Raw genomic sequence first — 12897 nt, 5'->3', positions numbered from 1 at the left:
TACCCGCATGCGCTCCGCGGCGCCCAAGGTCCTGCATCCCGTGGCCGGTCAGTCGCTGCTGGCGCATGTGCTCAGCGCAGCCCCGAACGGGAGTGGCGCTTCGCTCGCGGTGGTGATCGGACCGGATCACGAGGCGGTCGCCCTGGAAGCCAAACGTGTGCGGCCGGATGCCGCGACCTTCGTTCAACGCCAGCGTCTGGGCACCGCGCATGCAGTGCTGGCGGCCCGCGATGCCATCGTCCGTGGCGCCGACGATCTGCTGATTGCCTTTGGCGACACGCCGCTGATTTCGGCCGCCACATTCGAGCGTTTGCGTGCCCCCCTGACCAAGGGTGCTGCGCTTGCGGTTCTGGGCTTTCGCGCCGCCGATCCCACCGGTTATGGCCGGCTGGTGGTCGAGAAAGACCGATTGGTGGCGATCCGGGAGCAGGCCGACACCAGTCCCGAGGAGCGCGCGATTACACTGTGCAACGCCGGCGTGATGGCGTTCGACGGCCGCAAGGCGCTCGAAATCATCGAAAAGATCGATAATACCAACAGCAAGGGCGAATATTATCTGACCGACGCGGTGGCCGTCGTTCGGAACCTGGGATTGGAGGCCGTTGTGATCGAAACCAGCGAGGATGAAGTGCGCGGCATCAACACCAAGGCGCAGCTCGCCGAGGCCGAACAGGTCATGCAGACCCGCTTGCGCAAGGCCGCGCTCGATGCCGGCGTGACGCTGATCGCGCCCGAGACGGTTTACCTCGCCGCCGACACCACGTTCGGCAGGGACGTGACGATCGAACCCTTTGTCGTCATCGGTCCCGGCGTTTCGATAGCGGACGGCGCGGTGATCCATGCCTTTTCCCATATCGTGCAGGCATCGATCGGAAAGAAGGCCTCGGTCGGCCCCTATGCGCGCCTGCGGCCAGGGACATCGCTTGGCGAGGGCGCGCGGATCGGCAACTTCGTCGAGACCAAGGCCGCGACGCTGGAGGCCGGCGTCAAGGTCAATCACCTCAGCTATGTCGGCGACGCCCATGTCGGCGCCAATGCCAATCTCGGCGCCGGCACCATCACCTGCAACTATGACGGCATTTCAAAGCACAGGACCGAGATCGGCGCGGGCGCCTTCATCGGCACCAATTCGTCGCTGGTGGCGCCGGTCAAGATCGGCGCCGGGGCCTATATCGGTTCAGGCTCGGTGATCACCCGCGATGTGCCCGACGATGCGCTCGCGGTGGAGCGCAGCCAGCAGACCAATCGCGAGGGCGGCGCCAAGCGATACCGCGAGATCAAAACGCGCGGCAAGGCGCCGAAGGGCGGATAATGGTCCGCTTTGTTAAGCTTTCGGCTTAACGCTGTTTCAATCCGCAATAATTATTGAGTATCTGGGCATCTGCGATACTCGTTAAGAGATGCCAGCGCTTTTTTCGTCGATTGGGAGATATTCCCCGCATGTGCGGCATTGTCGGCATTCTCGGGCGCGGACCGGTGGCGGAGCAGATCGTGGATTCGCTCAAGCGGCTGGAGTACCGCGGCTACGATTCCGCCGGCATTGCCACGCTCGAAGGCGACCATCTCGAGCGCCGCCGCGCCGAAGGCAAGCTCAGGAATCTCGAGACGAGATTGCGGGCCGAACCGCTCGCGGGCCATACCGGCATCGGACACACGCGCTGGGCCACCCACGGCAAGCCGACCGAGAGCAATGCGCATCCGCACGCCACCGACAATGTCGCGGTCGTCCACAACGGCATCATCGAGAATTTTCGCGAGCTCCGGCAGATGCTGGAAAAGCAGGGCGCCAAATTTTCCAGCGACACCGATACCGAGGTCGTAGCCCATCTGGTCAATTTCTACCTGCTCAAGGGCGCTTCGCCCCAGGATGCGGTAAAGGCATCGCTGCCGCAGCTGCGCGGTGCGTTCGCGCTGGCCTTCGTGTTCAAGGGCCACGGCAATTTGATGATCGGCGCCCGCAAGGGCTCGCCGCTGGCGATCGGCCACGGCGATGGCGAGATGTATCTGGGGTCGGACGCGATCGCGCTGGCGCCTTTTACCGATACCATCAGCTATCTCGAGGACGGCGACTGGGTGGTTCTGACCCGGGAAGTCGGCGTGATTTATGACGAGCACGGTGCTGTGGTGAATCGCGAGGTGCTGAAATCAGGTGCGTCGTCGTTCCTCGTCGACAAGGCGAATTACCGCCACTTCATGGCCAAGGAAATTCACGAGCAGCCCGAAGTGGTCGGCCACACCTTGGCCCGCTACGTCGACATGGCGACCGAGCGTGTGGCGCTCCCGGTCAAGCTGCCGTTCGACTTCAAGGATATCCAGCGGATTTCGATCACGGCCTGCGGCACCGCGAGCTATGCCGGCTATATCGCCAAATACTGGTTCGAGCGGCTCGCCCGCGTGCCGGTCGAGCTCGATGTCGCTTCCGAATTCCGCTATCGCGAGGCGCCGCTGCGCAAGGGCGATCTGGCGATCTTCATTTCGCAATCCGGCGAGACCGCCGACACGCTGGCGGCGCTGCGCTATGCCAAGGCGCAGGGCCTGCACACGCTGTCCGTGGTCAACGTGCCAATGTCCACCATCGCGCGCGAAAGCGAGACCGTGCTGCCGACCTTGGCCGGCCCTGAAATCGGCGTCGCCTCGACCAAGGCCTTCACCTGCCAGTTGATGGTGCTGGCCGCGGTCGCGGTCGCCGCGGGCAAGGCGCGCGGCGAGTTGTCCGATGCCGACGAGACCAAGCTCGTACATGGCCTCGTCGAAATTCCGCGGCTGATGGCGGCGGCGCTTGCCACCGAACCGCAGATCGAAAAACTGGCGCGCGACATCGCCAGGTGCAAGGACGTGCTTTATCTGGGCCGTGGCACCAGCTATCCGCTGGCGCTGGAAGGCGCGCTCAAGCTGAAGGAAATTTCCTACATCCACGCCGAGGGTTATGCCGCCGGCGAACTCAAGCACGGGCCGATCGCGCTGATCGACGAGAACATGCCGGTGGTCGTGATCGCGCCGCACGACCGGGTATTCGAGAAAACCGTCTCCAATATGCAGGAAGTGGCAGCCCGCGGCGGCAACATCATCCTGATGACCGATGCCAAGGGGGCGGCGGAGGCGACCGTGAAATCGCTGGTCACCATCGTGCTGCCCGACATGGACGCAACCTTTACGCCCATGGTCTACGCCGTCCCGGTTCAGCTTTTGGCCTACCACACCGCCGTCATCATGGGCACCGACGTCGATCAGCCCCGAAATCTCGCGAAATCGGTAACGGTGGAATAACCGCGTTACGGCGTTTTCCAGCCAAGCATGCCTTCGGACTTGGTCCGGGGTGAGTACCGGTCGCGTGAAGAAAACGCGTCAAAACAGAAGATTAGAGCCGGGGTCCTCACTCAATCAGAACCGGGGCCGTCGGCGTTGGTCGCGCGGGTCTTCAAAAGTCTGCTAGGATACCTTAGCTGCCATTTGATAATGACCGCTTCGACCGACCTGGAACCCCGATGAACCGTGACGATTTGCCTCCGCCCCTGCCGCCGGCAGATACTCCGCCGGAAGTCCACCACGGCTTGATGGCCCGATTCCGGAACTATTTCCTCACCGGCCTGATCGTCGCCGGCCCGATCGCGATCACTTTCTATCTGACCTGGTGGTTCGTCACCTGGGTCGACGGGCTGGTGCGGCCGTTCGTGCCGATCGCCTACCGGCCGGAAACCTATTTGCCGTTCGGGCTGCCCGGTTCGGGGCTGATCGTCGCCGTCATCGCACTGACGCTGCTAGGTTTCCTCACCGCCAATTTGATAGGGCGGACGCTGGTCGATCTCGGCGAGCGGCTGCTCGGGCGCATGCCGGTGGTGCGCGCGATCTATCGCGGCCTGAAACAGGTGTTCGAGACCTTGTTCTCGGGGCAGGGATCGAGCTTTCGCCGGGTTGGGCTGGTGGAGTTTCCTTCTCCGGGCATGTGGTCGATCGTGCTGATCTCGCAGGCGCCGAGCGTGGAGATCGCCAACAATCTTCCCGGCGATGATGAGCATATCTCGGTGTTCCTGCCCTGCGCGCCGAACCCGACCACCGGCTTCTTCTTCTATGTCCCGAAGAGCAAGATCATCGAGGTCGAGATGAGCGCCGAAGACGCCGCCACCCTGATCATGTCCTGCGGCGTGGTGCAGCCCGGTTCCGACGGACAGAAGAAGATCGCCGCCCTGGCCGGGATGGCAAATGCCGCGCGCGTCGCCAATGCAGCCTCGCTGCAGCCGGAAGCCGCGAAGGCGGAGTGAGGCTTTCTGCGGCTCAGAAGTGGCAAAATGGTCCGGTTATGCTATATTGGGGTGATGAGCCCAGGAACGAAAACATTGCTGGAGCGGGTTCAGTCCTGGCCCGAAGAAGACCAGGAGGAGCTTGCCGAGGTCGCTCGCGAAATCGAGTCACGTCGCAGCGGTGTATATCGGCTGTCTGACGAAGAGCGAACCGCGGTGCGTGCCGGAATGGAAGACGCGCGGCGTGGCGACTTCGCGTCTGACGCAGAAATGGACGAGTTCTATCGCTTGCACCATCGTGCATGAAGGTTCGCTTTACCCGGACAGCGCAGCGCGACCTAGCTCAAATTCACGCCTATCTCAGTCAGGACAGCCCGGATATCGCTTCGCGCTTTGTTGCGCGTCTTGTCGAACGTTCGCGAAATCTCGGCGACAATCCGTTCGAAGGTCGTGCAACGGATGAACCAAACGCCCGAGTGACTGTTGCCGCGCGGCTGCGCTATCTCATTTTCTACACGATCGCCGAAGACGAAATTCATATTACCCACATCCGCCATACGTCGCGCCGGCGTCCAAGTGGCTGGGGCCGATAAGCGAGACTTGGCGACGGACGCGGAAACCGGCATACCGCATTCGAGACGCCCCTAAATTATGGTCGATTGCCGCGAATCCATGGGGAACCGCGATGCGCCCACAAGTCTATTGGATCAACCTGCCGATGGCCGGGCGGTTAGCGATCACGGCCCGCCCACGTGCGGGCGACTGGCTCGACGACGAGATTTCAGGATGGCGAACCCAGGGTATCGATATCGTCATCAGTCTCCTCGAACAGGAGGAGGTCACCGAGCTCGGTCTTCATCGAGAGGCAGGTCTCTGCCGAGAGCAGGGCATGGAGTTCGTTTCGTTCCCTATCCCGGACCGGGGCGTGCCGGAATCATTGCGCGACGCTATGGCCCTTGCTCAAGCGGTGTCGACAAAGATCGGTGAGGGGAGGGCTGTCGCAGTGCACTGTCGAGCCGGAATCGGACGCTCTTCTCTCATTGCGGCATGCGCGCTCGTTTGCTCCGGGGCCGATCCGGCAGAGGCATTCGAGGCGATCGGCAGGGCGCGAGGGGTGCGCGTTCCCGATACGGAGGGACAACGTGCTTGGGCCACGGCGTTTCGAGATTCCGCTATTGCCTCCCCCCGCTAAAAAGCCAATTTTCGGAACGGGGCGGTGCACCAGCTACCCCGCGCCGATCAGCGGGATCGCCTCATCGCGCTCGAACAGATAGAGCAGACAGCGCAGCGCCTCGCCGCGCGGGCCCGTCAGTTTGGGATTGTCCTTCATGATGCGCAGCGCTTCGTCGCGCGCCTGGACGATCAGCTGGGCGTGTACATCGGAGCGTGCGATCCGGTAGCCGGGCAGGCCGCTTTGCCGGACGCCCAGCACGTCGCCTTCGCCGCGCAGTTTCAGATCCTCTTCGGCGATCCGAAAGCCGTCGGTGGTTTCCCGGATCACCCTGAGCCGTGCCGTCGACATTTCGCCCAGCGGCTCTTTGTAGAGCAACACACAGGTCGATGCTTCCGAGCCGCGGCCGATGCGCCCGCGCAACTGGTGCAGTTGCGCCAATCCAAAGCGCTCGGCGTTCTCGATCACCATGATGGTGGCGGCCGGGACATCGACGCCGACTTCGACGACCGTCGTGGCGACCAACAGGCCGATCTCGTGCGCGGCGAACTGCGCCATCACACGATCCTTTTCCGTGCCCTTCATCTGGCCGTGGACGAGGCCGACCTTGTCGCCGAAGCGCAGCTGCAGGCTCTCGAAGCGTTTGGTGGCGTCGGTAAGATGCTCGGTGCCCTCGGCCTCGGATTCCTCCACCAGCGGACAGATCCAGTAGACGAGCTTGCCGGCGGACAGCGCGCGGCCGACAGCTTCCATCACCTCGTCGAGGCGGCTCATCGGCACCGCGCGGGTGTCGATCGGCTGGCGTCCCGCGGGCTTTTCGCGCAGCTCGGAAACATCCATGTCGCCGAAATAGGTCAGCACCAGCGTGCGCGGAATCGGCGTCGCACTCAGCACTAGCACATCGACAGCCTCGCCCTTGGCGGTCAGCGCGAGACGTTCGCGCACGCCGAAGCGATGCTGCTCGTCGACCACCGCGAGCGCCAGCGCCTTAAAGATCACGTCATCCTGGATCAGCGCGTGGGTGCCGACCAGAAGATCGATCTCGCCGGCGGCAAGCCGCGCCAGCAGTTCGCGCCGCTCCTTGCCCTTTTCGCGTCCGGTGAGGATCGCGACCCTCAAACCCGCGCGTTCGGCCAGCGGCGTGATGGTCTTGATGTGCTGGCGCGCGAGGATTTCGGTCGGCGCCATCAGCGCTGCCTGCTTGCCCACCTCGGTGACGGCAGCGGCGGCGAGCAAGGCCACCACGGTCTTGCCCGAGCCGACGTCGCCCTGCAGCAGCCGCAACATGCGGACCGGCTGGCGCAGATCGTCCGCGATCGCGGCGGCGGCTTGTTGCTGCGACGACGTCAGCGGATAGGGCAGCGCGTCGATGATCCTGCTGCGCAAATGGCCGTCGCCCGCGTTGCGCTCACCCGCCGGCCGGCGCAATTGCGCCCGCACCAGCGCCAGCGCCAATTGACCGGCCAGCAGTTCGTCGAAGGCAAGCCGCGACCAAAACGGACCATCGGGTAATATATCGGTCAGCTCGACCGGGACGTGGACGCGGTTCAGCGCTTGCGCAATGTCGGGAAATTCGCAGCGGCGGATCACTTCCGGACTGATCCACTCCGGCAGATGCGGCAGCTTCTGCAACGCCTGCGCCATCGCACGCTTGAGCGAGCCGAGCGCCAGTCCCTCCGTGAGCGGATAGACGGGATCGATGCCCGTCAGTTTTGCAAAACCTGCCTCGTCCACGACGCGGTCGGGGTGCACGATCTGCGGCACCCCGTCGAACATCTGCAGGGTGCCGGAGACGTAGCGCTTCGAGCCCACTGGCAGCAGTTTTTCGACGTAGCCAGGCTGCGCCCTGAAATAGGTCAGCACCACGTCGCCGGTGTCGTCGCTGGCATAGACCAGATGAGGCGCGCGCGCATTGCGCGGCGGCGTCGGCCGATGCCGGTCGACCGTCACTTCCAGCGTCACCACGGTTCCCACCACCGCGTCGCGGATTTTCGGCCGCGCGCGGCGATCGATCACGCTCGCCGGCAAATGCAGCAACAGGTCGACCAGCCGTGGCGTCTCGTCGCGGCCGAGCAGATAACGAAACAGCTTGTCCTGCTTCGGCCCGACCCCGGCAAGGCTGGTGACCGGCGCGAACAACGGATTGAGCAGAGCAGGGCGCATTGGAAAAGCCTATGACCGTTCCCGCTCCTCATGCCCGGCTTTATGCCGGGCATCCACGGCTTTTTTTGCGGCTGGCATCGAAGCCAGGGCGCAAATCGCCATGACTATCTTGCGATCAAGCCTCTGCGCTCACCACGCATTCCGAAACAAGGGCTGACATTCGCCGATCACGACGTTATATCAACCCGCCCGGCACGTCCGGGCTTTTGGCGTTCGGATTGGAATCGGAACAATGACGGGATCGACACGATCGAGCGGCGGGCTGGACGACCGCCGCAAGCGGCTGTTGTTTCGCTGCTGGCATCGCGGCACCCGCGAGATGGATCTCATTCTCGGCCGCTTTGCGGACGCCGAGATCGCCAATCTCTCGGACGACGAACTGGCGCAATTTGAATTTCTGATGGATGTGCCCGACCCCGATCTCTATGCCGCGCTGACCGGCAAGAGGCCGCCGGCGCCGGATTATGCCAACGGCCTGTTCGACCGTATCAAGTCATTTCACCCGGCGGATCACGCCGAATGAAGCAGCCTGCCCAATCGCCCGCGCAATTGCTTGGCCCCGGCCGCGCGCTGACCTTCGCCAATGTCGCCGAGGGCGCCGAAGGTCTTGTCGTTTCGGACCTCGCGCGCGCGGTCGCGGCGCGGCCGAAGCCACCGGCCGTCAGCCTTGCCGTCGTGTGCCGGGACGGCCCGCGGATGCAGCAGCTGGCCCGGGCGCTGGAATTCTTCGCACCCGATTTGCCGGTGCTGCAGTTTCCGGCCTGGGATTGCCAGCCCTACGACCGGGTCTCGCCGCATGGCGGCGTCCTGGCGCAGCGGCTGACCACGCTGGCGCGGCTGTCGCGGCTGGCCGGCAGCGACAAGCCGCTGATCGTGTTGACGACGGTCAACGCCATCCTGCAGAGGGTGCCGGCCCGCCAGACCATCGCGGCGCAGGCGCTGTCGGTGGCGCCCGGCCATGTCGTGCCGATGGATTCCATTGTCGCCTGGCTTGAGCACAACGGCTACAACCGCTCCTCGACCGTGCGCGAGCCCGGCGAATACGCGGTGCGCGGCGGCATCCTCGATCTGTTCCCGGCCGGGCTCGATCAGCCGGTGCGGTTCGATTTTTTCGGCGACAGCCTGGAATCGATCCGCAGCTTCGATGCCGAAACCCAGCGCACGCTGCTGGACATGCGTTCGCTCGATCTGGTCCCGATTTCGGAATTCCAGCTGGTCACCGAGACCATTCGCCGCTTTCGCATGGGCTATGTCGCCGCCTTCGGCGCGCCGGAGCGCGACGATCTGCTCTATGAGGCCGTCAGCGAAGGCCGCCGCCATCCCGGCATGGAACATTGGCTGCCGCTGTTTGCCGAGCGGATGGATACGCTGTTCGACTACCTCGCGGACGCGCCGATTGCGATCGAGCCGCAGAGCGAGGACGCCGCGCGCGAGCGCTTCAGCCAGATCGCGGATTATTACGAGGCCAGGCGCGAGGCGCTGGAGCATCCTGGCGGCGGCGCGATCTACAAGCCGTTGCCACCGGGCCGGCTCTATCTGACCGAAGCCGAATGGAGCGGGCGCCTGGAAGCATCCGCGCTGGCACGGCTGACCCCGTTCGCGATGCCCGAGGGAACTGCCGACGTGGTCGACGCTGGCGCGCGGGCCGGCCGCAATTTTGCGCCGGAGCGCAATGACAGCTCGGTCAACGTGTTCGAAGCCGTGGCGGCGCATGTGCAGGCATTGCAGGCCGCCCGCAAGAAGGTCGTGATCGCACTGTGGAGCGAAGGCTCGCGCGACCGCATGGGCAGCATGCTGCGGGATCACAAGCTTCTCAATCTGACCAGCGTCAACTCCTGGCGCACCGTGCAGGCCACGCCCCGCAACGAGGCGATGCTGGCCGTGGTCGGCATGGAATCCGGTTTCGAGACCGACAACGTCGCCGTGATCAGCGAGCAGGACATCCTGGGCGACCGGCTGGTGCGGCCGCGCAAGGCAAGCCGCAAGCTCGACAACTTCATCTCCGAAATCACCAGTCTCGCCGCCGGCGATCTCGTGGTTCATGTCGAGCACGGCATCGGCCGTTTTGTCGGACTGCAGACGCTGGAAGTGGCCGGCGCGCCGCATGATTGTCTCGAATTACGTTATGCCGCCGAGACCAAGCTGTTCCTGCCGGTTGAAAATATCGAACTGCTGTCGCGCTATGGCTCGGACCACGCCAATGTCGAGCTGGACCGGCTGGGGGGTAGCGGCTGGCAGGCGCGCAAGGCAAAACTCAAGAACCGCATTCGCGAGATCGCCGGCGAACTGATCAAGATTGCCGCCGAGCGTCATCTGCATGAAGCGCCGAGGATGCCGGTGCAGCCCCACTTCTATGACGAATTCTGCGCGCGCTTTCCCTATGAGGAAACCGAGGATCAGCTCGGCGCGATCAATGCCACCTTGAAGGATCTCGACAGCGGCCGTCCGATGGACCGGCTGATCTGCGGCGACGTCGGATTCGGCAAGACCGAGGTAGCGCTGCGCGCAACCTTCGCGGTCGCGCTCGATGGCAAACAGGTCGCCGTCGTGGTCCCGACCACGCTGCTCGCGCGTCAGCACGCCAAGACCTTCACCGAGCGGTTTCGCGGCTTCCCGGTCAATGTCGCGCAGGCCTCGCGCCTGATCGCGCCGAAGGAACTTTCGCAGGTCAAGAAGGGCCTCGCCGACGGGTCGGTCGATATCGTGGTCGGCACCCACGCGCTGCTCGGCAAGTCGATCAAGTTCAGGGATCTTGGCCTTCTGATCGTCGACGAGGAGCAGCATTTCGGCGTCAGCCACAAGGAGCGGTTGAAGCAACTGCGCGCCGAAGTGCACGTGCTGACGTTGAGCGCCACGCCGATCCCGCGCACGCTGCAACTGGCGCTGACAGGGGTGCGCGAACTTTCCATCATCGCCTCGCCGCCGGTCGACCGGCTGGCGGTCCGCACCTTCGTGGCACCACACGATCCCCTGATGATCCGCGAAGCGCTGTTGCGCGAACGCTACCGGGGCGGACAGGCCTTCTACGTGGTGCCGCGCATCGAGGATCTGGCGGGGGTAAAGGACTTTCTCGACAAGAACGTGCCGGAGATGAAGGTCGCGGTAGCGCATGGGCAGATGGCGCCGACGGTGATCGAGGACATCATGTCGGCGTTCTATGACGGCAAATACGATATTCTGCTCTCGACCACGATCATCGAATCCGGCCTCGATATCCCCACCGCCAATACGCTGATCGTGCATCGCGCCGATATGTTCGGGCTGGCGCAGCTCTATCAGTTGCGCGGCCGGGTGGGGCGCTCGAAGCTGCGCGCCTACGCGCTGTTCACGCTGCCGGCGCAGCAAAAAATCACGGCGCAGGCCGAGCGCCGGCTGAAGGTGCTGCAGTCGCTGGAAAATCTCGGCGCCGGATTCCAGCTCGCCTCGCACGATCTCGATATCCGCGGCGCCGGCAATCTGCTCGGCCAGGAACAATCCGGCCATATCAAGGAAGTCGGTTTCGAGCTTTACCAGTCGATGCTGGAAGAGGCGATCCTCAACCTCAAGGCCGGCGTGATCGAGCCCGCGGCCGACCGCTGGTCGCCGCAGATCACCATCGGCATGCCGGTGCTGATTCCCGAAGAGTATGTCGCCGACCTCTCGGTGCGGCTGTCGCTGTACCGGCGGCTGGCCGATCTCGATACCGACGACGAGATCGACAATTTCGCCGCCGAGCTGCGCGACCGTTTCGGCGTCCTGCCCGACGAAGTGCGCTATCTGTTCAAGGTCGCCGCGATCAAGGCCTATTGTCGCCGAGCCAATGTCGAGAAGGTCGATGCCGGGCCAAAGGGCGCGGTGATCACTTTCCGCGACAACAAATTCGCGCAGCCGGATCGTCTGGTCTATTTCATCCGCCAGCACGGCCAGGCCGCGCGGGTGCGGCCCGACATGAAGGTGGTGTTCTTTCAGGAATGGCAGACCCCGGAAGAACGCCTGATGGGCACCACCGAAATCCTGCGCCAGCTCGCCAATCTCGCCGAGGATCGGAAAGCGGCGTAGTTCGATGTCTGGGTAATAGGATCTGGAGTGCTTACGACGCGGCGCGGCGGCCTTCGTCGTACAGCCGCGCGAGCAGGGACTGCGCCGTATCCGACGGCTGCATGGCCGCGAGCGTGACGGCCGGCTCTGACCGGGTGTCGCGCTTGCCGTGGGCGGTATGCCGCATCACGCTGGAAAGCCGCCGGGCGATCCCGTGCGCCGTGCGCAAGTCGGTCTCGGCAAACACCACGATCACCGACCCGTCGTCCTGGGCGGTGCCGAAATCCATCTGCCGCATCAGGCGGCTCAGAATCCGCGCGCCGTCGAACTGCGCGCGCGGATGGGTCGGATCGAACGCAAAGCGCGCCACCGACAATCCGCCGCCATGCGCGAGGGTCTGACGGACGGCGGTGGTGAAATCGCGTTTGAACGCCGCCGCCGTCAGCAGACCGGTTCGCGGATCGAGCAGTCCGCCGGCGTCGATCGAACGAAGGGTGCGGCTGAGATGCGCCTCGAAGGCGTGCTGACGGATCAGCGGCAAGGCGTTGGCGGCAATGCGAGCAGGATCGCCGGAGACGATTTCAAGGTTTGGCAGATCATACGCCGGTGCCAATCCGTCCAGCGTCACCACCACGGGCAGATTGCGGAAGCGTGCATCCTCCGCCAGCACGGTGAGGAAGGCATCGACCACGCGTGCGCTGAAACCTTCGGCGAGCACGATACCGTCGATGTCGCGCGTGTTGAGGTGTCGTGCCGCGGCTTCAATGCTCAGCGCCCCGACGATCCCCATCCGCTCACCGAGCACGACAGAGAGCGCGGGATAGGCCGTGCCTCGTCCGATCAGGAGCACGGTGGCGTCGCGAACCGGATCTACGCTGGTGATGGCCGGTCGGGCCGCCGCCTGATGATCGAGCCGGCGCATCACGGTGGCGTGCAATGTCCGAACCCGCAGCGCGGCGCGCAGGCGCGCCGTCAGGCGATCCGCACCGCCTCCGGCTTGCGAGAACGGGATGGCATTTTCGGGCAACGATATTCTGGGATCGATGACGATCAGGGGAACATAAGGCTGCCGCGCGGCGATGTGTTTGGCGAGCGGCTCGAAGCCGGGTTCGACGGTATCGGACATCTCGACAAAGACCGCTGCCGGCTGCAGCTGCGCCACCGCGCCCAATGCGTCGTCCCATGTCGTATCGATGATCGGAAACATCTTCGCATCGTCAAGCGCCGCCGCGAAGACGGGCCGCCTGGCGGCTGACACGACGATGATCGGGCCTTGCAGGGACATCTGGAACTCGGATCAACGCGCTT

10 protein-coding genes are annotated in these 12897 nt (G+C 64.3%); 8 read left to right on the top strand and 2 right to left on the bottom strand.

Annotation, left to right across the window (positions count from 1 at the left end):
- The 6 genes from glmU to E8A46_RS28550 form a co-directional block, all read left to right on the top strand.
- The coding region (gene glmU / locus E8A46_RS28575; RefSeq protein ID WP_291568313.1) for a bifunctional UDP-N-acetylglucosamine diphosphorylase/glucosamine-1-phosphate N-acetyltransferase GlmU at positions 1 to 1312 on the top strand (1312 nt) is incomplete at its 5' end.
- Positions 1313 to 1440: 128 nt separating this feature from the next.
- The gene (glmS, locus tag E8A46_RS28570; protein ID WP_291568311.1) at positions 1441 to 3267 is read left to right on the top strand and encodes a glutamine--fructose-6-phosphate transaminase (isomerizing); all 1827 of its coding nucleotides are present in this window, start codon (positions 1441 to 1443) and stop codon (positions 3265 to 3267) included.
- A gap of 218 nt (positions 3268 to 3485) precedes the next feature.
- Entirely contained in the window at positions 3486 to 4259 is a 774-nt protein-coding gene (locus E8A46_RS28565) for a DUF502 domain-containing protein (RefSeq protein ID WP_291568310.1), read from the top strand.
- 75 nt (positions 4260 to 4334) lie between these two features.
- Complete coding sequence (locus E8A46_RS28560; protein WP_291568308.1) at positions 4335 to 4544, top strand: hypothetical protein; 210 nt, start codon at positions 4335 to 4337, stop codon at positions 4542 to 4544.
- Positions 4541 to 4831 carry a type II toxin-antitoxin system RelE/ParE family toxin gene (locus E8A46_RS28555; RefSeq protein ID WP_291568306.1) on the top strand — a complete coding sequence of 97 codons (291 nt, stop codon included), beginning with the start codon at positions 4541 to 4543 and terminating at the stop codon, positions 4829 to 4831. The genes E8A46_RS28560 and E8A46_RS28555 overlap by 4 nt, the downstream gene beginning before the upstream one ends.
- Positions 4832 to 4923: 92 nt before the next feature.
- Positions 4924 to 5430, top strand: coding sequence for a protein-tyrosine phosphatase family protein (locus tag E8A46_RS28550; protein ID WP_291568304.1), 507 nt, complete (start codon positions 4924 to 4926; stop codon positions 5428 to 5430).
- 33 nt (positions 5431 to 5463) lie between these two features.
- Here the strand turns inward: E8A46_RS28550 and recG are convergent, their stop codons facing one another.
- On the bottom strand, positions 5464 to 7572 hold the full coding sequence (gene recG, locus E8A46_RS28545; RefSeq protein WP_291568302.1) for an ATP-dependent DNA helicase RecG: 2109 nt from the start codon (positions 7570 to 7572) through the stop codon (positions 5464 to 5466).
- Positions 7573 to 7804: 232 nt separating this feature from the next.
- Between recG and E8A46_RS28540 the strand changes: the two genes are divergently transcribed.
- Together E8A46_RS28540 and mfd are read left to right on the top strand one after the other, a co-directional pair.
- Positions 7805 to 8095, top strand: a complete 291-nt coding sequence (locus E8A46_RS28540) for a succinate dehydrogenase assembly factor 2 (protein WP_291568300.1) — start codon at positions 7805 to 7807, stop codon at positions 8093 to 8095.
- Complete coding sequence (mfd, locus tag E8A46_RS28535; RefSeq protein WP_291568297.1) at positions 8092 to 11610, top strand: transcription-repair coupling factor; 3519 nt, start codon at positions 8092 to 8094, stop codon at positions 11608 to 11610. Before E8A46_RS28540 ends, mfd begins: the two co-directional genes overlap by 4 nt.
- A 31-nt stretch (positions 11611 to 11641) precedes the next feature.
- On the opposite strand, the gene E8A46_RS28530 is transcribed toward mfd, so the two are convergent.
- The gene (locus tag E8A46_RS28530) at positions 11642 to 12874 is read right to left on the bottom strand and encodes a GGDEF domain-containing protein (RefSeq protein ID WP_291568295.1); all 1233 of its coding nucleotides are present in this window, start codon (positions 12872 to 12874) and stop codon (positions 11642 to 11644) included.
- Between the last annotated feature and the right edge of the window lie 23 nt (positions 12875 to 12897).

It is taken from the genome of Bradyrhizobium sp. (assembly GCF_004799445.1).
In the GTDB taxonomy this organism is placed as follows: Bacteria; Pseudomonadota; Alphaproteobacteria; order Rhizobiales; family Xanthobacteraceae; genus Bradyrhizobium.
Note: the sequence above shows the minus strand (reverse complement) of the source record. Positions and strands in the feature narration are given on the sequence as shown.

Bases quoted from the DNA above. Each gene is read 5' to 3' on its own strand.
- glmS (WP_291568311.1), top strand. From the start codon at position 1,441: ATGTGCGGCATTGTCGGCATTCTCGGGCGCGGACCGGTGGCGGAGCAG.
- E8A46_RS28565 (WP_291568310.1), top strand. From the start codon at position 3,486: ATGAACCGTGACGATTTGCCTCCGCCCCTGCCGCCGGCAGATACTCCG.
- E8A46_RS28555 (WP_291568306.1), top strand. From the start codon at position 4,541: ATGAAGGTTCGCTTTACCCGGACAGCGCAGCGCGACCTAGCTCAAATT.
- E8A46_RS28550 (WP_291568304.1), top strand. From the start codon at position 4,924: ATGCGCCCACAAGTCTATTGGATCAACCTGCCGATGGCCGGGCGGTTA.
- recG (WP_291568302.1), bottom strand. From the start codon at position 7,572: ATGCGCCCTGCTCTGCTCAATCCGTTGTTCGCGCCGGTCACCAGCCTT.
- E8A46_RS28540 (WP_291568300.1), top strand. From the start codon at position 7,805: ATGACGGGATCGACACGATCGAGCGGCGGGCTGGACGACCGCCGCAAG.
- mfd (WP_291568297.1), top strand. From the start codon at position 8,092: ATGAAGCAGCCTGCCCAATCGCCCGCGCAATTGCTTGGCCCCGGCCGC.
- E8A46_RS28530 (WP_291568295.1), bottom strand. From the start codon at position 12,874: ATGTCCCTGCAAGGCCCGATCATCGTCGTGTCAGCCGCCAGGCGGCCC.